The sequence below is a fragment of the Methylophaga marina genome (assembly GCF_030296755.1).
GTDB classification, from domain to species: domain Bacteria; phylum Pseudomonadota; class Gammaproteobacteria; order Nitrosococcales; family Methylophagaceae; genus Methylophaga; species Methylophaga marina.
The window spans coordinates 1,832,492-1,853,931 of the sequence record NZ_AP027741.1 but is presented as its reverse complement, the minus strand read 5'-3'; the positions used below and the strand labels follow the sequence as shown (position 1 = coordinate 1,853,931).

Annotated in this window: 21 protein-coding genes and 1 tRNA gene; 17 read left to right on the top strand and 5 right to left on the bottom strand. The window is 44.3% G+C overall.

Features of this window, described 5'->3' with window-relative positions:
* Positions 1 to 20: 20 nt before the first annotated feature.
* The gene (gene mutL / locus QUE24_RS09520; RefSeq protein WP_286303598.1) at positions 21 to 1,676 is read left to right on the top strand and encodes a DNA mismatch repair endonuclease MutL; all 1,656 of its coding nucleotides are present in this window, start codon (positions 21 to 23) and stop codon (positions 1,674 to 1,676) included.
* A gap of 32 nt (positions 1,677 to 1,708) precedes the next feature.
* Entirely contained in the window at positions 1,709 to 2,809 is a 1,101-nt protein-coding gene (locus tag QUE24_RS09515) for a hypothetical protein (protein ID WP_286303597.1), read from the top strand.
* Positions 2,810 to 2,890: 81 nt separating this feature from the next.
* Here QUE24_RS09515 and QUE24_RS09510 read toward each other — a convergent pair whose 3' ends face one another.
* The 3 genes from QUE24_RS09510 to QUE24_RS09500 are packed head-to-tail and all read right to left on the bottom strand — an operon-like array spanning position 2,891 to position 7,115.
* The gene (locus QUE24_RS09510) at positions 2,891 to 3,457 is read right to left on the bottom strand and encodes an efflux RND transporter permease subunit (RefSeq protein ID WP_286306101.1); all 567 of its coding nucleotides are present in this window, start codon (positions 3,455 to 3,457) and stop codon (positions 2,891 to 2,893) included.
* A 38-nt stretch (positions 3,458 to 3,495) separates the two neighbouring features.
* A complete protein-coding gene (locus tag QUE24_RS09505; RefSeq protein ID WP_286303596.1) occupies positions 3,496 to 5,991 on the bottom strand; it encodes an efflux RND transporter permease subunit in 2,496 nt (831 codons plus the stop codon).
* A 41-nt stretch (positions 5,992 to 6,032) separates the two neighbouring features.
* Positions 6,033 to 7,115, bottom strand: coding sequence for an efflux RND transporter periplasmic adaptor subunit (locus QUE24_RS09500; RefSeq protein ID WP_286303595.1), 1,083 nt, complete (start codon positions 7,113 to 7,115; stop codon positions 6,033 to 6,035).
* 139 nt (positions 7,116 to 7,254) lie between these two features.
* Here QUE24_RS09500 and QUE24_RS09495 point away from each other — a divergent pair.
* The 10 genes from QUE24_RS09495 to dhaL all read left to right on the top strand — a co-directional run bounded on the left by QUE24_RS09495 (position 7,255) and on the right by dhaL (position 15,631).
* Positions 7,255 to 7,330: transfer RNA gene (locus QUE24_RS09495), tRNA-Phe, on the top strand.
* 317 nt (positions 7,331 to 7,647) lie between these two features.
* Positions 7,648 to 8,847, top strand: coding sequence for a porin (locus QUE24_RS09490; RefSeq protein ID WP_286303594.1), 1,200 nt, complete (start codon positions 7,648 to 7,650; stop codon positions 8,845 to 8,847).
* Between the two features lie 444 nt (positions 8,848 to 9,291).
* Complete coding sequence (locus QUE24_RS09485; RefSeq protein ID WP_286303593.1) at positions 9,292 to 10,257, top strand: ABC transporter substrate-binding protein; 966 nt, start codon at positions 9,292 to 9,294, stop codon at positions 10,255 to 10,257.
* A 108-nt stretch (positions 10,258 to 10,365) separates the two neighbouring features.
* The gene (locus QUE24_RS09480) at positions 10,366 to 11,313 is read left to right on the top strand and encodes an ABC transporter permease (RefSeq protein WP_286303592.1); all 948 of its coding nucleotides are present in this window, start codon (positions 10,366 to 10,368) and stop codon (positions 11,311 to 11,313) included.
* A 9-nt stretch (positions 11,314 to 11,322) separates the two neighbouring features.
* A complete protein-coding gene (locus QUE24_RS09475) occupies positions 11,323 to 12,231 on the top strand; it encodes an ABC transporter ATP-binding protein (protein WP_286303591.1) in 909 nt (302 codons plus the stop codon).
* Positions 12,231 to 12,995 (top strand): creatininase family protein, encoded by a 765-nt coding sequence (locus QUE24_RS09470; RefSeq protein ID WP_286303590.1) that lies wholly within the window; start codon positions 12,231 to 12,233, stop codon positions 12,993 to 12,995. Before QUE24_RS09475 ends, QUE24_RS09470 begins: the two co-directional genes overlap by 1 nt.
* 26 nt (positions 12,996 to 13,021) lie before the next feature.
* A complete protein-coding gene (locus QUE24_RS09465; RefSeq protein ID WP_286303589.1) occupies positions 13,022 to 13,486 on the top strand; it encodes a type I glutamate--ammonia ligase in 465 nt (154 codons plus the stop codon).
* Positions 13,462 to 14,391: a hypothetical protein gene (locus tag QUE24_RS09460; RefSeq protein WP_286303588.1), complete on the top strand. Its 930-nt coding sequence runs from the start codon at positions 13,462 to 13,464 to the stop codon at positions 14,389 to 14,391. Before QUE24_RS09465 ends, QUE24_RS09460 begins: the two co-directional genes overlap by 25 nt.
* A gap of 85 nt (positions 14,392 to 14,476) precedes the next feature.
* Positions 14,477 to 14,926 (top strand): nickel-responsive transcriptional regulator NikR, encoded by a 450-nt coding sequence (gene nikR / locus QUE24_RS09455; RefSeq protein WP_007147022.1) that lies wholly within the window; start codon positions 14,477 to 14,479, stop codon positions 14,924 to 14,926.
* 75 nt (positions 14,927 to 15,001) lie between these two features.
* A complete protein-coding gene (gene dhaL, locus QUE24_RS09450; protein WP_286303587.1) occupies positions 15,002 to 15,631 on the top strand; it encodes a dihydroxyacetone kinase subunit DhaL in 630 nt (209 codons plus the stop codon).
* Here the strand turns inward: dhaL and dhaK are convergent.
* Together dhaK and QUE24_RS09440 are read right to left on the bottom strand one after the other, a co-directional pair.
* A complete protein-coding gene (gene dhaK, locus QUE24_RS09445) occupies positions 15,628 to 16,614 on the bottom strand; it encodes a dihydroxyacetone kinase subunit DhaK (RefSeq protein WP_286303586.1) in 987 nt (328 codons plus the stop codon). The two genes, dhaL and dhaK, sit on opposite strands and share 4 nt — an antisense overlap.
* A gap of 24 nt (positions 16,615 to 16,638) precedes the next feature.
* Entirely contained in the window at positions 16,639 to 17,484 is an 846-nt protein-coding gene (locus tag QUE24_RS09440) for an HAD-IIA family hydrolase (protein ID WP_286303585.1), read from the bottom strand.
* 193 nt (positions 17,485 to 17,677) lie between these two features.
* Here QUE24_RS09440 and hxlA (QUE24_RS09435) point away from each other — a divergent pair, with 193 nt between their 5' ends.
* The 5 genes from hxlA (QUE24_RS09435) (at position 17,678) to hxlB (ending at position 21,435) form a co-directional block, all read left to right on the top strand.
* Entirely contained in the window at positions 17,678 to 18,319 is a 642-nt protein-coding gene (gene hxlA, locus QUE24_RS09435) for a 3-hexulose-6-phosphate synthase (RefSeq protein ID WP_007147026.1), read from the top strand.
* Positions 18,320 to 18,630: 311 nt separating this feature from the next.
* Positions 18,631 to 18,948: a hypothetical protein gene (locus QUE24_RS09430; RefSeq protein ID WP_286303584.1), complete on the top strand. Its 318-nt coding sequence runs from the start codon at positions 18,631 to 18,633 to the stop codon at positions 18,946 to 18,948.
* A gap of 150 nt (positions 18,949 to 19,098) precedes the next feature.
* Entirely contained in the window at positions 19,099 to 20,082 is a 984-nt protein-coding gene (locus tag QUE24_RS09425) for a transaldolase (protein WP_286303583.1), read from the top strand.
* A gap of 166 nt (positions 20,083 to 20,248) precedes the next feature.
* Positions 20,249 to 20,884 carry a 3-hexulose-6-phosphate synthase gene (gene hxlA / locus QUE24_RS09420; protein ID WP_286303582.1) on the top strand — a complete coding sequence of 212 codons (636 nt, stop codon included), beginning with the start codon at positions 20,249 to 20,251 and terminating at the stop codon, positions 20,882 to 20,884.
* 11 nt (positions 20,885 to 20,895) lie between these two features.
* Complete coding sequence (gene hxlB, locus QUE24_RS09415; RefSeq protein WP_286303581.1) at positions 20,896 to 21,435, top strand: 6-phospho-3-hexuloisomerase; 540 nt, start codon at positions 20,896 to 20,898, stop codon at positions 21,433 to 21,435.
* Positions 21,436 to 21,440: the final 5 nt, after the last annotated feature.

Sequence of the window (21,440 nt, the reverse complement as noted above, 5' to 3'; positions counted from 1 at the left end):
CATACGTTAAACTTTAACGTATGAACGCGACCAGAATTCACGCCCTACCCCTTCACCTAGCCAACCAAATTGCTGCTGGCGAAGTAGTTGAGCGTCCAGCTTCAGTACTTAAGGAGCTCGTTGAAAACAGTATTGATGCAGGTGCAACTCAAGTAGATATCGTGATCGAGGGTGCGGGCAGTCAGCTTATAAAAGTCACTGATAACGGCGCTGGCATTCATCCTGATGATTTAGCACTTGCCTTAAGCCGGCATGCCACCAGTAAATTACATAGTAGCGAACAACTCAGTGTGATTGGCAGCTTGGGGTTTCGCGGTGAGGCCTTGCCCAGTATTGCCTCTGTCACACGCTTGAGTCTCACCTCAAAACAAGCAGAACAGCCATGTGCCTGGCAAGTGCGATCCGATAAGCTAGAGCCGGAACCTGCTGCTCATCCTGATGGGACAACCGTGAGCGTAGCAGAGCTCTTTTTTAATTTACCCGCGCGTCGCCGCTTTCTGCGAAGTGATAAAACAGAGCTTCATCATCTAATGACAACTTTCTATCGACTCGCTTTGAGTCGATTTGATATTGGGTTCAGTGCACGCTTTGATGAGCAAAGTTACATCAAACTACCCGCACTCAAATCAGCCGATTTATATCCTCAACGACTGGCAAAAATCTGTGGTCAGGCTTTTGTTCGTCAGGCCAACTATCTAGAACAATCCTTTGAAGATATTCATTTATCAGGCTGGGTGAGCAAAGCCTCCGCCCATCGCGCTCAAACCGATGTGCAATACTTTTTTATTAATGGTCGTGTCATCAAAGATCGGGTGATTAATCATGCCATACGCCAGGCCTATGGAGATTGGCTTCCACCCGGACGTCAGGCGGCATACGTGCTTTATTTGAACATGCCTCTGGACCGAGTGGATGTCAATGTACACCCGACTAAACATGAAGTCCGTTTTAGAGATGCACGTTTGATCCACGGCCTGATAAACAAAGCCATTCAGGAGGCTATAGCAGAAACACCGGCACCAGATCAGCTCCAGACAGAGTTAAGCTTGCCAGACTCCGAACAGGTGAATGAGCAGGCGTCAACTTATCAGGCAGAAAGCACACCTATAGACGAGGCTAAAGCTGTTAAGTCATTATCTGAGACCGTTAACTGGTCATCAGCCTCGATATTACATGGCCGGTTTATGGTTCTGAATACGCCAGAGCCAGCATTGATTGATCTTCAACGAGCAGACAAAAAGATTCGCCAGCAACAATTTAAACAAGCGATTGATCAGAATAACCTGACCTCCAGGCCGATTTTAGTGCCTGTACGCTTGCCTCTTTCTACTGCTCAAATCGGCCAATTTCAACGCTATAAAACAGATTTATCTGCGTTCGGTATTGAGTTTGAAACGGACAATGAGACTCTGACCATTAAACGTATCCCCTTTCTGTTATCACAAGTTGGCCTTCCAGAGTTGGTTCATCGTTTAGCCACTGTACTTGAAACTAAAAACAGTGATCATGCCTCATTAATAACAGATGCATTAATGCAGTTATTACCAGATAACCCGGTTCATAGTCCTGAACAGGCGAAATCTATTATCGAATGCGTGTTAAATAATAAAATCGATAAAACAGGCTGCTATCAGAAACTTGATCCCGCCTTACTGACTGGCTTATTCTCGTCTTAAATAATAATGACACTAATCCAGAGAGAAATTTTATGGCTAAGTCTGCACGATCAGTTCCATCCCTTGTCCCTGCTATTCTGGCCTTAATGGTACTGCTGGGTCTGGCCTATTTACTCTTTGCAGACTTACAACCCTCTCGCACGGAACACACGGTTTCGCCACCGATAGAAATCGAAGATCCAGAAATAGAAGAAGTCACCATTGAACCTGTCGCACCTACCGAAGATCAGCAAGCCATCATAGAAAAAGAAGCAGAACAATTTGTGGATCATCTGGGTAGTAAAGCCGTGACGTTAAATGACAAACAAGGTGAGTTCGTGCGGAAAGATGGCACTATTGTGATCCCCAAAATAGAAAAACGCGAGACGACCATCGGTCAGTTACTTGCTGATAAAAATCTGAGCGCAGACACCCCAGTCACCATAAAATACACAGAAACTGAAAAACAACAAACGACATTACAAGCGCTTGATGACAGTACCGAAGATAAAAATACCTTTGTCACCATTGAACAAGCCGATGGCAGTCGACAACAGCGGCCGCTTATTGATTTGCTCAACGCTGATAATGTCGACAAAAGTGCACCTATTACGGTGATTACTGAGCAAGATGTACAGAAGAAAACGACCATTGGCCAATTATCACAATCAGATTTACCTGAAGATCGCCTGCTTGAGGCGGAAATAGATAAAGGCTCTATCGAATTGTCAGTGAACGACATCGTCAAATCGGGTGGTTTAGAGGACAGTGCTCTATTCTATCTGCATCGTGTGACTGAGGCCGATCGTCAAGGTTTATGGGGAATTATTCAGTCTGGCTTGATTCAACGTTTTCGTCAGGGTCTGGCACTTGAAGGTATCAATAAAGATTTAGTCAGAGTTACCATTCCTGCTGATGCCGATGAACCGCTACCTACCGGATTGAGCTCATTTCTTGGCAAGGTGTTAAACAATAAAGTGGAGTCTAGCTATATCTATAACTACACCACCAGTACGATGGGACATAATCCAGATTTAATCTACCCAGGACAGCAACTGATATTGATTCATTTCTCCACCAAGGAGCTAAAAGACATTTATCAGTTCTTTGCCGATCAACGCAATGAGCAAGCACAAACCTTTGCTATTCACTGATGATTATAGAAATTGCCTTTTTTGTCGTGGTGTTACTGATTATTGGTATCGCCTTTTTAATTCCATTTGATTAATCGGTGCTCAGAGCTGCGCTTCTCTAATGGTTTTGAATCGTCCGTAGCGAAGCATGACACTTGGCAACACCAATAGATTTAACACCGTGGAAGAAATCAAACCACCGATAATAATACTGGCCATCGGCCCCATAATCTCACGGCCAGGGCTATCCGAGTTTATCGCTATGGGTAACATGGCGAGCGCTGTGACCAAAGCCGTAATGAGTATTGATGGTAAGCGTTCTTGTGCCCCTCGGATGGCAGTATCCAGATTCCAGGCCGCGCCCTCTTCTGTCACCATGTATTGGTAATGTGACACCAGCATAATGGCATTACGCAATGTGATACCAAATAGCGTCACGAAACCGACTAATGAACCAATCGACAACACGCCGTTGGTTAAAACCACGGCCAGCACACCGCCGACTAGAGAAAACGGTAAATTAATCAATACCAATATCATATTGCGAAAGCTTTGTAAGGCCACGTAAAGCAATAACAAAACAGCTAAGCCTGCCAAGGTGGAATGCACAATCAAATCCTCACGAGACTGCGCTTGTGCCACTGCCGCACCAGTAAACTCAGGATAGATATCTGCGGTGAAAGCGACTTCATCATGTACACGTTGTTTCAGCTCAGCAAAAAAGAACTCAGATCACGGTCAGTGACATTAGCCGTGACCGTTTGCAAACGCTGTGACCCACGATGCTGAATCATATGGCGTCCCGAGACCTGCTGAATCACCGCAATGTCCTGTAAGCGTAACATCACACCTTCTGGCGTCTGTATGGGTAAGGCTCTTAACTGCTGAGGTTGTTTACGCAGTTCTTCAGGTAACACAACCACCACATCAAACACCTGATTGCCTTCATAGACTTGGCCTACAACAGCCCCATCAAACCCCGTTCTCACTGCCTGCATCACTTCTGCAGGACGCAAGCCCCAATAAGCCAGCTTGTCTAAATCCAGCCGCACTTCAAGCTGTGGTTCGCCGGGAGGGGCTCGAAGCTGAACATCAGCGGCGCCATCAATATCCCTCATAACTTCTGCCACTTCTTGTGCAGTCTTGTCCAACGCATCCAGGTTCTTGCCATAGATATTGACGACAATAGGTGAGGTATAACCGGAAATAGTTTCATCAATACGTTCTGTTAAAAACGTATTCACTTCCGAGTTCACGCCGGGAAAGGCTTCTAATATTTCACGAATTTCATCCAGTACCCGCTGCTGAGAGGGCCCATCCATCGGCTCAAGATCCACTTCATATTCACTATAGTGTGTGCCAAACGTATCAGCACCACGTTCTGCTCTACCCGCCCATTGTGAGGTTGAACGTACACCGGGTATTTCTGCCACCCGCTGCTCTATACGACCACCTATTCGCAACGACTCTTCTATAGATGTACCCGGTACGCTCGCGGTATGAATAATGTAATGACCTTCACGAAGTTCCGGTAAAAAGCTGCCTCCTAAGAACGGTAATATCGACAAGCCCGCTACGCAGAAACCCAGTACACCAAGCAAGGTTAGTCTTGGAAAGTGGCTTATCGCAGATAGCACACGACCATAAATAGGTTTAATCATTCGAATCAGGGGTGGCTCGTCATGACTGACATCTCCTGCTCGGGTCAGCAAGATATGACAAAGCGCTGGCGTGACCGTCAATGCCACGGCTAGTGAGGCAAAAATGGCCAGAATATAAGCTTCACCCAATGGCTCAAACATACGACCGGCAACCCCACTTAATGTCAATAATGGCACAAAGACCAGCATCACAATAAAGCTGGCATAAACCACTGAACTTCTTACTTCCATTGACGCTTCATACACCACTTCCATGGTGGGCTTAGGTGCTGCTAGCAGGGCATTTTGCCTTAATCGACGAAAAATATTTTCGGTATCAATGATGGCATCATCGACCACTTCCCCGAGTGCGATGGCCAGACCACCCAGGACCATAATGTTTATATTGATGCCAAATTCCAGCAAGACGATCATGGCTGCAAACAAAGAGAGAGGGATAGCTGTCATGGAGATCACAGCGGTACGGATATTAAATAAAAATAAAATCAGCACCAGCATGACCAGTCCACCACCGACCATCAAATGTTCTTGGATATTGACGAGTGATGTCTGGATATAGTTTGCAGGTCGGAATAAATCATCATGCAAGGTAATGCCTTCAGCACCGAAACCATCTTTGAACTCATCTAAAGCAGCCTCAATGCCTTCGGTTACTGCCAGTGTATTCGCTTTGTATTGACCAATTACCATCAACACAACGGCAGGTTTACCACCAATAGCTGCACCACCAATCGTTGGTGCAGGTGCTTCTTTTACAGACGCAATATCACCCAGTCGCAGAACAGTATTGCCTTCTTTTCGAACAACAACTTTGGCTAGCTGTGTGGCATTGAGCGGTTGTCCGCTGACTTGAATGGTCATCCGTTGATTCTGGTTTTCAACAAAACCGGTGCCCATAATGCCGGTAGCTTGCTGCGCGACTGTCGTCACTTCATCGATCGAAATACCATATTTCGCTAATTTGTCTGGTTTTATCTGAATTTGTAATTGACGCTCATGACCGCCAAACACATTAATATCTGCAACACCATCGACGCTCAGCAACCTGGGAGCCAATGTCCAGTCTACAAGCGAGCGCAATGTCATCAAGTCTTGCGAATCAGACGTCAGTCCTATGGTCATAATCGTGCCGGATGAGGATTCTAATGGCACCATCAATGGAGCGCCCACGCCAGCCGGTAAGACTTCTTTTAACCCCAATAAGCGCTCAGATACTAACTGCCTGTCCAGATAAATATCCGTATTGTCGTAAAAGGTTAGCGTCAACACCGAAAGACTGGGTATAGACTGAGAACGGATTGATTTCATCCCCACTAGACCACCCAGCGCGTTTTCTAAAGGCTGCGTCACCAAGACTTCTACTTGCTCAGCCGTTAGGCCTTGGGCTTCTGTTTGAATGATGACCTGTTTAGGGGCGAACTCTGGAAAAATATCTAAGCTGGAGTTAGATAACTTATAGACACCATAAATAAGTAACATCGAAGCCAGAGCGACCACCACGCCACGAAAGCGTACCGAAAAAGCAACGACTTTAGATAGCATGCAGACTCACCTTAATCAGCTGACTAAAACAGAAGTGGCATTTAATCATCATCGTCCTCATCATGAATCTGCCAGCGGAACTCTTCTGATAACAACATTTGAGCCCCTGAAATCACGACCTCATTACCTTCCTCAAATTCGCTTTGTGTAAATATACCGCCAGCGACCAACTTGCCCTCACTTAAAGGTATACGTTTGTAGCTTGCTTCATTCAATTGGATGTAAGCCCAAGGCTGTCCCGAATACCAGACAATAGCCTCGTCTGGAATATGAAAGCCTGAATCAGGATCACTATTTTCTGGAATCCAGGCATCCAAACGCATACCTAAACGAAGCTTGCCGGTCGCAATTCGGAAATAATACGTTTCACCCTGAATTTGTTTTGCACTGACATAGGCTGGGGAAACGAAATAAGCTTTTCTTGCAGAAGCGCGGCCCCCCGCACGAGAGACTCGAATCACATTCACATCTGCTGGCAACGATGACTCGATAGGAAGTGTCACCATTAATAATGTGTCATGACGATTAATTAATCTTTCCAGCTCTTTCGAAGATTTATCCATAACCCAGTTTGCAATGGATTCACCCCAGCTTTGAATCAACTCTGTTTTTGCGTCTTCAAGCTGAAATGCCGCAGAGTTAAGGTTTGCCTTGGCTTCACGCCAGCTGGTTTCCGCATAGATTACATTCTTACTGGCCACACTGCCGGTTCCCTTTGCCAGCTTCTTCAGTCTTTCCCACTCCAGTCGGTCTGCATTTTCAGTCACGCTTGCAACCGTGACGGCCGATCTTAGCTGATTTAATCGCGCACGCCATTGAATCAGTTCGCGTATATCCACGACTTCTGCATAAGCCTTAAACTCAGGAAACAACAGCGTTTTTTGGAGTGTGAGCGTGTCAATGCCCGCGTAGGGAATCGTTTCATCCGCTAGTGTGACGATGAGCGGCTGGTTAGTATTCACTTCCTCTTCATTGTCATCATCATCCTCAAACTGCTGATGACTGGAAACCAATTCTTCGAGTCGCTCGTTCCACGATTTATCCCAAAACGACCCGACGAAAATAACCGCGAGAGCAGCTAGAATGATCAATGCCCATAACCACTTCTTATTTGATGCCGACATTCAGTTATCCATTGAATAATCAATAAAAATAGCTGGTCATTAGAGCATGCCCCACTGAAGCGGACAAGTATGGAATAGAATTAATGATGATTTCCCCTTGACATCACACCTGTCAGAAGGTTTAATACGCACCCTTATCGGCTCGATAGCTCAGTTGGTAGAGCAAGGGATTGAAAATCCCTGTGTCCCTGGTTCGATTCCAGGTCGAGCCACCACGGATTATAAAAAACCCAGACTTCTGAAAAGAAACTGGGTTTTTTATTGCCTGTCACTTTTGTTGCATAATTTCCACAATAAATTCTTATCCCCACAGCAACACCTATCACGCATTATTCCGCTATTTGGCATAGCAGAGAACGAAAGCATTGTGGTAAAAAAAACACAGAAATGTGATTTTCTCGTCAAAATTAAAAAAATTGTTGTAAAAGTGTTGCATTAGATTTTTTTATATGCAAAATAGCTAACAACCGAGACATATCCGGTTACGAGAGAGACTTAAAGTAATCTGTTAACAATTAGAAGGTGAAACAGAATGAAATTATTAAAAAAATCAACACTGGCTTCTTTAGTCGGTGCAGCAGCATTAACAGCTGCTGGTGCAGCTAACGCGACAATCGTTGTCGGTGGTGAAAACGGCTACGAATTCAGCGTTGACGGTAACATCAACCAGTTCTTCATCGCTAGCGACCAAGACAGCGCTAACGGTGGTTTCGATCAAAACAACCAACAAGTAGCTAACGGTCTGTTACCTACATTCTTTGGTTTTAACGTGGCAATGCCTGAAATCAATGGCCTTAAAGTGGCAGCACGTGTTTCTATCTCACCATCAACTAACAATGGCAGCTACTTCAACGAAAACCAAGGCGGTAACGACGCTATGGAACAACGTGAAGCATTTGCAACTGTTGACGGTTCATTTGGTCAAATCATGTTAGGTAAAGGTCTAGGCCTTTATGCAGCTAACAACATCCTGTTAGACCAAACTTTATACGGTGTAGGTGCGACTGGCGTCACAGCAGCTGGCGATCAAAACACTGGAACAACTTCTTTAGGTCGTATCGGTTGGGGTTATGAGTACGCTAACTGGCGCTCACAAATCCGTTACACCACTCCTGATATGAATGGTTTCAAAGCAGCGATTGCTGTTGCGGATTCTGATGACTTTTTACAAGCGACTGGTACTGGCTTTGAAAAAGACGCTCGTTATGAAGCATCTTTAAGCTACGCTACAGCATTTGACGGCGGTTCTATGAAACTGTGGTTAGATGGTATGACTCAAGATGTTCGTTACAGCAATGCTACAGGTAGCGAAACTTCTGATGCATACACTGTCGGTGGTCAATTAATCCTGGGTGGTTTTGAAGCAGTTGCTACTTACTATGACAGCAAAGGTCAAGGCGTTAACGGTCTAGGCACTGGCGCTTTCAACACAAATGGTAGTGCACGTGACGGTGATGGTTACTACGCACAGTTAGGTTACCGTTTCGGTGGTCAAACTTTTGTTGCTGCATCTTATGGTGAATCAACACTAGATAGAGACCGCACAAATGCAGTAGGTGGTGGTGCAGCTGACTTAGACAGCAACGCAATGGCTACTATCGGTATCTATCATGATGTAACAGCTAACCTGAAATTGGTTGCTGAATACTCACAAATGGAAACTGAATATCACCTTCAATCATCTGATGATGAAGTTGATGTATTATCTGTTGGTGGTTTTATCAGCTGGTAAGCTAATCTGAAACAATTCATTTGAATTGGTTCAAAGCTTATTGAAAAGCCTCAACCTTCGGGTTGGGGCTTTTTTTATACCCTTCTTCTCACGATCTCAATCTCCTCTTTTATTTAATACACATCATTTCCAATTTAGCTTCTACAATAGCGCGCACTTTTGGGGCTTTTTATCAATTCACGTGTCTTTTTAGTGCATAAGCATCTGGAATTAGCCGAGGTAAAACTCTGCAATAAGATCAGCTCTTCTCTTATTACCATTTCACTTACTATTCTCTATAACCCGCTGAAAGTCTTATTTTTGTTGGTTTTACTTCAATATTGCCTCATCCATTTATACCAGTTTTTCTCTCCTAACCATACAACACCCCATGGTCTGGCACAGTTACTGCAAAACTGAGTATTACCAAATTGGTAAATCGTAATACTAACCGGGGTATCTAAAATGAAAAAAAGACTATTTCTTTCTGCTTTCGCAGGTTTATTACTTTCAGCTAATGCCAGTGCAGAACCACTAAAAATTGGCTATAGCGATTGGCCAGGTTGGGTGGCTTGGGAAATCGCCATCGAAAAGAAAATGTTCGATAAAGTTGGTGTGGACGTGCAGTTTGAATGGTTTGATTACGTCGCTAGCATGGACGCCTTCGCTGCGGGTCAGTTAGATGCGGTGACGATGACTAATGGTGACGCTCTAGTCACAGGTGCCACAGGTGCCCAAAATGTCATGATCCTGATTAATGACTACAGTAACGGTAACGATATGATTGTGGGTGCGCCCAGCATTAACTCCATTACCGATCTGAAAGGCAAAAAAGTTGGCGTCGAACTCGGCTTTGTCGATCATTTATTATTGCTGAACGGTTTAGAAAAAGCCGGTATGACTGAAAGTGATGTTGAACTAGTGAATGTGCCCACAAATGAAACACCACAAGTCTTGGCATCAGGCCAGGTCGAAGCTATTGGGGCTTGGCAACCAAACTCAGGTCAGGCATTAGATTTAGTGCCAGCATCGAAACCTATTTACACCAGTGCCGATGAACCTGGTCTTATTTATGATGTGTTAGCTGTTTCTCCATCAAGCTTGGCAACTCACCGCGATGAATGGAAAAAAGTTATCGATGCTTGGTATATGGCGGTTGATTACCTCAATGATCCAAAAACACGTGATGATGCCATCAGCATCATGGCTGCTCGCGTTGGTATTGAACCCGAGGCGTATAAAGCCTTTATCGATGGTACTAAGATTTTGACTAAAGAAGAAGCTCAAGGCTTTATGAAAAAAGCAGACGGCTTTGGTTCGCTTTATGGTTCAACAGAAATTGCGGATCAATTCAATGTCGACAATAAGGTCTATGCCGATAAACAGACTGTCGATAATTACATCGATCCTTCTCTTTTATTAGGCGAGTAAAAGACTAATAGGCACCGGTCATCAACCGGTGCCTTCCCCTCTTCCTGAAATTTTATGTCATGACCAGGCAGGGGATCGTGTTGTCTGAAAATAGCAAAGGTACTGTTTATGTCACTCTTTTCAGTTAATAAACCGCTTGAGCCGCGTAGTCGACAATTAGTGACTATCAGCAGTTTTGTATTACCCATTCTTCTTTGGTGTCTGGTCAGCTATGTCCCATTTATTTGGCACCCGGAAGTAGAAGTCACTTTACCCGGCTCTGTGAGTTACTTTCGTGAAGGAATGCTAGTTGATAAAGAGGTTTTTAATGCTGAACTCGACAAAGCTTCCGCAGCAGGCAAGGCCATACCAGAAGGCATACCGGCCAACCCTATTTATTTGCCCGCGCCACATGAAGTTGTCACCGCTTTCTATACGTCGTTTACCACCGAACCCAAACGTAGCAGTGAGCTGTGGTTACACGAAAGTCTATGGAGCAGTATTCAGGTTATTTTTTATGGATTCCTTTTGTCATCCATCATAGGCATTCCCCTTGGCGTCTTGGCTGGGACCTATGACTTTTTCTCTCGATTATTTGAACCCTTTATCGAGTTCTTCCGCTACCTACCTGCGCCAGCATTTGGTGCATTGGCGGTGGCGATTCTTGGGATTTATCAAGCGCCAAAAATTGCGATTATTTTTATCGGTACCTTTTTCCAGCAGGTTTTGATCGTCGCCAATACCACCCGAAAACTGGACCCAGCCTTACTGGAAGCGGGTCAAACATTGGGCGCAAATAATCGCTCCATGCTATTTCGCATCGTATTACCTGGCATTTTGCCGGATTTATACCGCGACACCCGCATCCTGCTTGGCTGGGCCTGGACCTATTTGATTGTGGCGGAATTGATTGGCACCAGCTCAGGCATTACCTGGTTTATCACCCAACAAGCACGCTACAAAAACTTCGACAACGTCTTCGCCGCCATCATGATGATCGGCATTTTAGGCCTGACCATTGATTTATTACTCGCCTGGTTTGGACGTCGTCTTTTCCCTTGGCAGAAAGCGAATTAGGAGCACGAGATGAGTGAACCAACCTTACCCGATTATCGCGTTCAGTCAGATGCTGTTCGAGACCGTTTTGCCCGCATCAAAAAACGTCCAGTCACCATGGAAGTGACAGGGTTAAGTAAAACCTTCCAAAGCCGACATGGCACGGTGACCGCGTTAAAAGATATCAATCTGAGCATTCATAAACGTGAGTTTGTTTGCGTGATTGGGCCATCAGGCTGTGGTAAATCCACCCTGATTCGCATTCTGGCTGGCCTTGAGCAAGCCACCGAAGGTGAAGTCAAACTGGATGGCAAAGTCGTCAATAAACCGGGACCAGAACGCGGCATGGTATTCCAAGGTTATACCTTATTTCCATGGCTAACCGTCAAGCAGAACGTGATGTTTGGTCTACGTGAATCTGGCTATGACAAAGGCACAGCAGAAGCTGAAGCTAGACAGTGGATAGACTTAATTGGTTTAGCACGTTTTGAAAACAGCTACCCCCATCAACTCTCAGGAGGTATGAAGCAACGTGTTGCCATTGCCAGAGCTTTAGCCAATAAACCTAAAGTGCTGTTGATGGATGAGCCATTTGGGGCCCTTGATGCTCAAACTCGCAGCAAAATGCAGGCTTATCTGATGGAGATATGGAAAAACATTGATGTGACAGTGTTTTTCATTACCCACGATCTGGATGAAGCCATTTATCTAGCTGATCGCATTCTGGTGCTAAAAGCCAATCCCGGCGAAGTACAAGAAGTGATTGAAGTACCGGTACCTCAACCTAGAAATCCAGATCAATTTTTATCGCCAGAATTTATCGCCACTAAAAAACGACTGGAAGAACTGATTCACCCTCCCAAGCAGGATGATGATGAAGATCACCTGAACCTTGTCCGCATGGTGCCAGTAAATGATGAAGTTGGGAGCGTTTTCTAATGTATGAATTAGCACAAATGACATGGGAAGAAGTAGCTGAGGCTGTAAAAAACGGTGTTGATACCGCTTTACTGCCTGTAGGCGCCACCGAACAGCATGGACCACATATGGGCTGTGGTATGGATTCCGCTATTGCTGACACCTTATGCAAAGAAGTAGCAAAGCAGACACCGGTTATTTTATTACCCACCCAGCCCTATGGTTGTTCTATCGGTCATTCTAAAAGATGGCCAGGCACGATGGCACTCAATCCTAAAACATTGATTGATATGATTTCCGATATCGGTGACTGGGTAGCCTCTTCCGGTATTAAACGCCTGTTACTGATCAATGGCCATGTGACCAATGCCGCTCCACTTCGTTGCGCCTTGGAAATGCTCAGAGCACGTCATGATGATTTGATGATCGGCTTGGTTCACACCGCTCAAATTTCGGAACGTGTTCGCAAAGCCCATCATGACGATGCTGAAGACTGGCATGCCAATCAAGCCGAAACCGCTTTGATGATGGCCTTACACCCGGAGTTAGTGCGTGAAGATAAATTAGTTGACGCAGATGATCCGGACCGAACTGATGGCTGTGTGTTCAGCCATCCTGTCAATCGCACCAGTTTAAATGGCGTGACAGGTAACCCCTCCACTGCAACAAAAGCTGAGGGTGAAGCACTTTTTTCATGGATGTGTGAAGACTTATCTCAACTGGTGATGAGAGCAATTAAGGAACAACCGCCGCTTGATCAAAGCTACCACCAGTCTCTCTTATAAATCATTAACCAAAGAAGGGTAATCTCATGATTAACATCAAAACTGATGATGAAATCAGAAAAATACAAGAAGAATTAAAAAGCAAAGGCGTGAAATACTGCATGGGTACGTATGTGGATATCCATGGCGTACCGAAAGGTAAAGTTGTCCCGCTCTCGCATTTACATCATATGGCACATGGCTCTGAGCTTTATACCGGTTATGCTGTCGATGGTTTGGGACAGCAGCCAAATGATGATGAAATCGCCTCTGTGCCAGATTTAGATCATATTATTCAACTACCATGGCAACCAGAAATTGCCTGGATGCCAGCCGATAATACCCTATACAAAAAACCGTATATGCTCAGTACTCGTGTTTTACTCAAATCTGTACTGGAACAAGCAAAAGAGCTCGGTTATGGCATGAATCTGGGTATTGAAGCAGAAGTTTACCTGGTGAAAAAAATGAAGATGGCACCCTGTCTGTGCCTGATCCAGATGATAAATTGAAAAAACCATGTTATGACACTCGCGCTTTTTTAAGTAATTTTAGCTGGTTAGACAAAATGGCCACTAGCATTGATGATCTGGGTTGGGGGCTTTACTCCTTCGATCATGAAGATGCCAATGCACAGTTCGAGTTCGACTTTAACTACGCTGATGCCATTACCAGCTGCGATCGCTTTACTTTCTTGAAGATGATGGCAAAAGAATATGCGAAACAAGAAGATTTGTTAGCGACATTCATGCCTAAACCCTTCTCAAATAAAACTGGAACAGGCGCTCACTTTAATATGTCGCTTTATGATTTGGAGACTGGAGCTAACCTTTTCCAGTGCAAACCTGAAGAAGATGAGCATGGCCTCGGCTTAACCAAATTAGGCTATCAGTTCATTGCCGGTGTATTAAAACACGGGCCCGCTTTATGTGCGGTGTTTGCGCCAACCGTAAACTCATACAAACGACTGGTTCGCCAGGGTGATATGCCTTACTTCACTTGGGCACCGGTATTTAACTCGTTTGGCTCGAATAACCGTACCAACTCAGTTCGGGTGCCGATGGGTGGTGGTCGCTGTGAATCACGCAATGCCGATGGCGCTGTCAATCCATACCTTGCAGCCGCTCTGGTGCTCGCAGCTGGTCTAGAAGGTATCAAAGAAGGCCTAGATCCTGGTAAACCTCAGGAACGTAATCTGTATGAATTAACTGAAGCAGAACGTGAGGAATTAGGCATTCAATTCTTACCCAGAACGCTGGACGAAGCCATTCAGGCATTTGCTGCTGATCCGTTTATGGAAGAAGTCCTGGGTAGTGAGCTGAGAAACGAATTTATTCGTTACAAACAAGCTGAGTGGAATGAATACCACACTGTGGTTAGTGCATGGGAAGTGGAGCGCTATAGCCACTTGTTCTAAAAATCAGGTGACATCACCCCGGTTTTAGCCTGGGTGATAGTCTTGTCCATTCAGACAATAATGATGACAAACTTCAGGAGTTCGCATGAGCAAAGAAAAAGTCAGTCGTATCAGTATCTCATTACCTGAAAGTCTGCTGGAAGGTTTAGATGAAATGGTCAGTAAACGGGGGTTTGAAAGTCGCTCTCAGGCTATTTGTGACATGATAAATTTACAAATCAATGAACATCGCGCCCAGCAGGGTGATACTGTCATGACCGGCACCGTTAATCTGGTTTACAATCATTCCGTACCCGGCCTGCAAAAACGTCTTCATGATCTGCAATATGAATACATTGATGAGGTCATCAGTAACCTCAATGTCAATTTAACCCATACCAACACACTGTCAGTCATTCTGGTTCAAGGCCCAGCTAATCGCCTGAACATGATCGCCGACAAAATGATTACACTGCGAGGTGTGGTGTATGGGCGCTTATTATTGAACGCCGATATCATTCCCCCCATCCACCCGTTACCTCCGAAGCAAACATAAAACGATGGTTGTCAGTTGACCTGATGCTATGGATTCAGTAGTTTTATGATCTGCGATAAACTCACTGGCCTAAACATGACTGATACCACTTTTCTCCCCACTCTTCTCGCTGCAATTCAATCTGAAATAATTAACAATGAAGCGGAGATTTCTGCGTTGGATCGAGCCATTGGTGATGGTGACCATGTCACCAACCTATTACGTGGACTTGAGGCCTTGACTAAGCAAAATGATGAACTGATTCAACTTGATTGGTCAGCAGCATTCATGAAAATGGGTATGACTCTAATGTCTACTATGGGTGGCGCATCAGGCTCATTGCTGGGTTCCATGTTTGTGAGTATGGGGAAAGCCGCTAAAGATCCAGATATGGATCTGACAGCCGTTTCCACTATTTACTCAGCGGGTGTTGAGTCAATAAAAGCGCGAGGAAAGGCCGATATCGGTGAAAAAACCATGCTGGATACCCTGATTCCAGTGATGCAATCATTGCAAAGTGATGCTGAACAAAATGCAGACAAAGCGACGGTTCTAAGTAATATGAAAACAGCCGCTACACAAGGTATGCAATCAACTAAAGACATGCTGGCCACAAAAGGAAGAGCCTCATTTTTGGGTGAACGCGCCCGCGGTCACATCGATGCAGGCGCTCGTACATCACAACTTATTCTTTGCGTCATTGCTGATGAGTTAAGTAAAAACTAAATCCCCCAACGTAATGCCGCCGTATGTACAGGTGCATCCCAATACTGCAGCATTTCGTCATCCATCAATGTTAGCGTAATTGAGCAACCCGCCATATCTAGTGAAGTGGTGTAGTTGCCTACCAGTGAACGCACAATTTCTATACCACGCTCCTCAAAAAAATGAGCAGCGATATCATAGACTAGGTACAGCTCCATTAATGGTGTCGCCCCAAAGCCATTCACATGTAGTAACACGCGCTGTCCTTTCGCCGGCTGCAAATCCTCATCAATCGCTTTAGCCAGTATCTGAACTAACTCATCAGCAGTCGTTAAGTTCATGATTTCACGACCGCGCTCACCATGAATCCCAACCCCCATTTCGACTTCATTATCTGTAATATCAAAAGTGGGTTGACCCAAGGCAGGTACCGTACAACTCGTTAAAGCCAATCCCATCGACGCTGTGGCATTGACGACTTTGTCACCCAGCTTTTTACAAGTGGCTAGATCAGCGCCTGCTTCTGCAGCCGCACCGACGATTTTTTCTACAATTAATGTCCCTGCGACACCTCGACGGCCAGTACTGTGATCTTTGGGTAAGGATACGTCATCATTCACCAGTACAGTTTCATGTGGGCAATCCAACATTTCGGCCGCAATTTCAAAATTCATCACATCACCGGCATAATTTTTAACAATAAACAACACGCCAGCACCCGCTTCAACAGTCTGAGCAGCCATCATCATTTGGTCAGGAGTAGGTGATGTAAACACCTGTCCAGGACAAGCCGCATCTAGCATGCCTTTTCCCACCAATCCAGTATGTAATGGTTCATGACCAGCACCACCACCAGAAATCAGAGCGACTTTATTTTCAGACTTATTTTTTCGACTAACAAAGTGGGGTTGTTGATTGAATTGAATAATATCGCTGTGTGCTCTAGCAAACCCACTCAAACTCTCCTCAAGCACACTGTCCACAGCATTGATTAATTTTTTCATCTCTCGCTTCCTTTTTATATCTAGCTAGTCTTTCAAGGCCTTGGTGAGTGCCGCCAAATCATCCAGAATCCATGTGGGTTGATAATCAACCTGCTCAACATCCTCAGCAGAAGACACACCGGTTAATACTAAGACACTGCGGATACCCGCATTAACAGCACCCAAAATATCCGTATTAAGACGGTCACCTATCGCAACGGTTGTCTCTTTTGTTGTACCTAAAATTTTCAAAGCCTGTTCGTACAATATAGGCGCTGGTTTTCCAATTGATATCGGCTTGACACCGGTCACAGATTCGAGTGCAGCAAGTACGCCCCCATTACCCATAACTTCACCGAGCTCAGTAGGTAATGTGGCATCTGAGTTTGTTGCATAAAAGGCAGCACCCGCATTGATATTTAGGGTTGCCGTTGCCAATTTATCCCAACTTAAGTGGCGATCGAGTCCTGACACAACAATATCTGCTGTTCGCCCTGTGATACCTTTTTCAGGCTGATCTACTTCGTATAACTCTGTCAGCACAAATCCATTATCACTCAGGGGCTGTTTTAGACCATCCTCCCCGATTACAAAAACGCGTTTTTTATCTGCTGATAAGTGTTCACACAAATAGCTAACTGTGGCCATACTGGAAGTGAGAATTTCGTTCGCAGCGACATCAATATTCATTGAGGCTAATTTTTCTATATATTGCTGCTGAGTCAAACTGGCGTTATTTGTCGCCAAAACAAAAGGTATGTGTTTTTTTCTCAATAGTTGAAAAAACGCTTCCACTCCTTTCATGGGTTTATTGCCATGCCAAAGCACCCCATCCATGTCAATAATCAGACCAGCTACATTATCCAAACAGACCGCAGATTCTGTATTCAAAATAGATCCTCGCAACTATGTAATTTGGTCAAAAAGAGTCGCATAATGCAAATCATTGTGTCCAGTAATAAAAAAGAAGCTAAATGTTGAGATCAAGTCAAAAATTGACAGCATCTGCAAATCTGCTTTATAGTCTGCGAGCGTATTTTCAACGTAATAACTCATAAATTAAATTAATTAGGAGCATGTCAGCATGGCAAAAGCACTTATTCAAATGGCACTGGATTCTCTGGATTTCGATCAAACAATCGCGCTTGCAGAGCAAGTTGCTCCTTATGTCGATATCTTAGAAATCGGTACACCTTGCATTAAATATAACGGTCTTGAACTGGTTACTGCACTGAAAAGCAAATTCCCTAACAACCTGATCCTGGTTGACCTGAAAACAATGGACGCTGGTGAATACGAAGCGACTCCATTCTATGAAGCAGGTGCTGACATCTGTACAGTATTAGGTGTTTCTGACAAAGCGACAATGGGCGGCGTAATCAAAGCAGCTAACGCTAACAACGCTGAAGCTCAAATCGACTTAATCAGTGTTAAAGACAAAAAAGCAGTTGCAACTGAAGCAGCTCGTAACGGTGCTCAAATCATCGGTGTTCACACTGGTCTTGACGCACAAGCTGCTGGTCAAACACCTTTCGCTGATCTGAAAGATATCGCTAGCTTAAACTTAGGCGTGCGTATTTCAGTAGCTGGTGGTCTGAACAAAAACACTATTCAAGACACTGTTCGTGCTGGCGCAACAATCGTTGTTGTTGGTGCAGCAATCTACGGTGCGGATTCTCCAGCTGAAGCAGCTAAAGAATTACGTGCTTTAGTTGACGCAGCATAAGCAAATATTGCTTAAAGAAGAAAATAAAACGAGTGGTCAATGACCGCTCGTTTTTTTTCATGCTTACCTGGTTGATTTATTAATTTAAATAATGAGGTAAGATATCGGTCAATGTGTATTGATAATAATTACGATTTTAATTGACCAATATCAATAATTCAGGATGGGTTAGTCACAAATCAAGTCGACTTTTAGGCATATGCTAAGGTTCTTCCGACTTGCCACGATTAATCTAAAATAGTAATTTACCCGTTGCACCAACCTCGTTTTGTTGGGCAGATGGGGTTAAAATGTAACAGGGGTATAATATTATGAGTGATAAAGGTTTCTTAGCATCAGTTTGTGGATTTTTTAAAAGCCTGTTTTCATCAAGTCCTAGTTCTGCTCCAACCAGCAGTGCTAAGCCAAGCAGCCCAGCAGCAGCAAAAACGAATGATGGTTTGACAGGTGTTGAGCGTTATATCAGAAACCAATCGAATAGTGGCTCACAACTAACTGGTGTTGAAAAATACATCAGAAATAAAGCAACAACCGTCACCGTTATCACTAGCGTTGAACAATATATTCGTAACAAAGCACAAGCTAAACCAATGACAGGTGTTGAACGTTACATTCAAAGCAAAGGTTAAGTTAACCTTCAGCTTGCACCCAAGATTTACGGAATAAAGCCGGGCAGTAGTCCGGCTTTGCCGACATAATAATCAAAAAAATCAACCATACAGTCTGCGTGATATCACGTTGACTGTTAATTTTTAACTTAAAAATTAAAGGTACGAAACATGGCTACTTTACTTGATCAGCTTAAGGAAATGACCGTTGTTGTCGCCGATACTGGTGATATTCAAGCTATCGAAAAATTTACACCTCGTGATGCTACAACTAACCCTTCACTGATTACTGCTGCAGCTCAAATGCCACAATACCAAGGTATTGTTGATGACACATTGAAAGCGGCTCGTGAAACATTAGGTGCAGATGCACCCGCGTCAGAAGTAGTTTCTCTGGCTTTTGACCGTTTAGCTGTTTCATTTGGTCTGAAAATTCTGGATATCGTTCCAGGTCGTGTATCTACAGAAGTTGATGCGCGTTTGTCATTTGATACTGAAGCAACTATCGCTAAAGGTCGTGACCTGATTGCTCAATACGAAGCAGCAGGCGTTTCACGTGAGCGTATCCTTATCAAAATCGCAGCAACCTGGGAAGGTGTAATGGCTGCTAAAGTTCTGGAAGAAGAAGGTATTCACACCAACTTGACTCTAGTCTTTGGTCTGCACCAAGCGGTAGCTTGTGGCGAAAATGGTATCCAACTGATTTCACCTTTCGTTGGCCGTATTCTCGACTGGTACAAAAAAGACACAGGCCGTGATTCTTACGAGCCAGCTGAAGATCCAGGTGTTGTTTCTGTTACTCAAATCTATAACTACTTCAAGAAGTTTGGTTTAGAAACCGAAGTAATGGGCGCGAGCTTCCGTAATGTCGGTGAAATCACTGAGTTAGCAGGTGTTGACCTTCTCACTATTTCTCCAGCCCTACTGGATGAATTACATTCAACAGAAGGTGACTTACCACGTAAGTTAAATGTTGAAGATGCGAAAGCATCGGATGTTGAACGTATCAACATGACAGAAGAAACCTTCAAAGCTATGCATGCTGAAGACCGCATGGCGACTGAAAAATTACAAGAAGGTATTGATGGTTTTGCTAAAGCTCTTGAAACACTTGAAGAGTTACTGGCTAACCGTCTTGCAGAACTGGAAAGCTAATTCATCAGAATTAAATTTCCCCGTATTCAGCCCACTCCATTGGTGAGTGGGCCCGAATGCAGCAGGGTCAGTGAAATTGACTTGTCACTGATTTCTGCATATAGTCCCGCTTCACATAAGCAAGCGTGATAACAATAATTTTTACTATAAATTAGGAGTATGTAACATGGCTGAAATCCAAATGGCTCTTGACTCATTGGACTTTGACGCAACAATGGCTCTGGCTGAACAAGTAGCGCCATATGTCGATATCCTTGAAATCGGTACACCTTGTATCAAATACAACGGTCTGAAACTGGTTAAGGCATTGAAAGCAGCTCACCCAGACAAAAAAATCCTGGTTGACCTGAAAACAATGGACGCTGGTGAATACGAAGCGACTCCTTTCTTTGAAGCTGGTGGTGACATCACTACAGTTTTAGGTGCTTCTGACATGGCTACAATGAAAGGCGTTATCAAAGCTGCTAACGCAAATAACGCTGAAGCTCAAATCGATTTAATCGGTGTTGAAGATAAAGCGGCTGTTGCTAAAGAAGCGGCTTCTAACGGTGCACACATCATTGGTGTTCACACTGGTCTTGACGCACAAGCTGCTGGTCAAACACCTTTTGAAGATCTGAAAACTATCGCTGGTTTAGGTCTGAACGTTAAAGTTTCTGTTGCTGGTGGTATCAACAAAGATACAATCCAAAGCACAGTTCAAGCTGGTGCTGACATCGTTGTTGTTGGTGCGGCTATCTACGGCGCTCCATCTCCAGCTGAATCTGCAAAAGAACTGCGTGCATTAGTTGACGCAGCATAAGGATTAGAAAAATGACAATGCATCGTGATCTAGTTGTAAACAAAATCACTGATATTTTAGGGGCTACTGACAGTTCTCTTGAAGCTGAATTCGTTGCCATGTGTGATGGTGCTAAACGCATCTTCATTACAGGTGCCGGACGTTCACGTCTTGTTGGTAACTTCTTGGGTATGAGGTTGATGCATAGTGGTTACACCGTATACGTTCAAGGTGAAATCAGCACACCTAGCATCCGTGAAGGCGATTTATTAATCGTTATCTCAGGTTCAGGTGAAACAACTCAGTTGGTTTCATTCGCGAACAAAGCTAAATCGGAGAAAGCTAAAGTAGTATTAATCTGCTCTAAAGCAAGTTCAACGATTGGTGATATAGCGGACAAGACAATTCAAATTGGTAACGATGATAGCTTTGCTCCTACAAAGGGCATGCCTATGGGTACTATGTTTGAATTATCGACATTGATTTTCTTGGAAGCCATCGTTTCTCATCTTATCCATGAGAAAGGTATTCCAGAAGAAGAAATGCGATACAGACACGCTAATATGGAATAATCACT

What these genes read in the sequence shown, in the direction of transcription:
- mutL (WP_286303598.1), top strand. Translation starts at nt 21, where the DNA reads ATGAACGCGACCAGAATTCACGCCCTACCCCTTCACCTAGCCAACCAA.
- QUE24_RS09515 (WP_286303597.1), top strand. Translation starts at nt 1,709, where the DNA reads ATGGCTAAGTCTGCACGATCAGTTCCATCCCTTGTCCCTGCTATTCTG.
- QUE24_RS09505 (WP_286303596.1), bottom strand. Translation starts at nt 5,991, where the DNA reads ATGCTATCTAAAGTCGTTGCTTTTTCGGTACGCTTTCGTGGCGTGGTG.
- QUE24_RS09500 (WP_286303595.1), bottom strand. Translation starts at nt 7,115, where the DNA reads ATGTCGGCATCAAATAAGAAGTGGTTATGGGCATTGATCATTCTAGCT.
- QUE24_RS09490 (WP_286303594.1), top strand. Translation starts at nt 7,648, where the DNA reads ATGAAATTATTAAAAAAATCAACACTGGCTTCTTTAGTCGGTGCAGCA.
- QUE24_RS09485 (WP_286303593.1), top strand. Translation starts at nt 9,292, where the DNA reads ATGAAAAAAAGACTATTTCTTTCTGCTTTCGCAGGTTTATTACTTTCA.
- QUE24_RS09480 (WP_286303592.1), top strand. Translation starts at nt 10,366, where the DNA reads ATGTCACTCTTTTCAGTTAATAAACCGCTTGAGCCGCGTAGTCGACAA.
- QUE24_RS09475 (WP_286303591.1), top strand. Translation starts at nt 11,323, where the DNA reads ATGAGTGAACCAACCTTACCCGATTATCGCGTTCAGTCAGATGCTGTT.
- QUE24_RS09470 (WP_286303590.1), top strand. Translation starts at nt 12,231, where the DNA reads ATGTATGAATTAGCACAAATGACATGGGAAGAAGTAGCTGAGGCTGTA.
- QUE24_RS09465 (WP_286303589.1), top strand. Translation starts at nt 13,022, where the DNA reads ATGATTAACATCAAAACTGATGATGAAATCAGAAAAATACAAGAAGAA.
- nikR (WP_007147022.1), top strand. Translation starts at nt 14,477, where the DNA reads ATGAGCAAAGAAAAAGTCAGTCGTATCAGTATCTCATTACCTGAAAGT.
- dhaL (WP_286303587.1), top strand. Translation starts at nt 15,002, where the DNA reads ATGACTGATACCACTTTTCTCCCCACTCTTCTCGCTGCAATTCAATCT.
- dhaK (WP_286303586.1), bottom strand. Translation starts at nt 16,614, where the DNA reads ATGAAAAAATTAATCAATGCTGTGGACAGTGTGCTTGAGGAGAGTTTG.
- hxlA (WP_007147026.1), top strand. Translation starts at nt 17,678, where the DNA reads ATGGCAAAAGCACTTATTCAAATGGCACTGGATTCTCTGGATTTCGAT.
- QUE24_RS09430 (WP_286303584.1), top strand. Translation starts at nt 18,631, where the DNA reads ATGAGTGATAAAGGTTTCTTAGCATCAGTTTGTGGATTTTTTAAAAGC.
- QUE24_RS09425 (WP_286303583.1), top strand. Translation starts at nt 19,099, where the DNA reads ATGGCTACTTTACTTGATCAGCTTAAGGAAATGACCGTTGTTGTCGCC.
- hxlA (WP_286303582.1), top strand. Translation starts at nt 20,249, where the DNA reads ATGGCTGAAATCCAAATGGCTCTTGACTCATTGGACTTTGACGCAACA.
- hxlB (WP_286303581.1), top strand. Translation starts at nt 20,896, where the DNA reads ATGACAATGCATCGTGATCTAGTTGTAAACAAAATCACTGATATTTTA.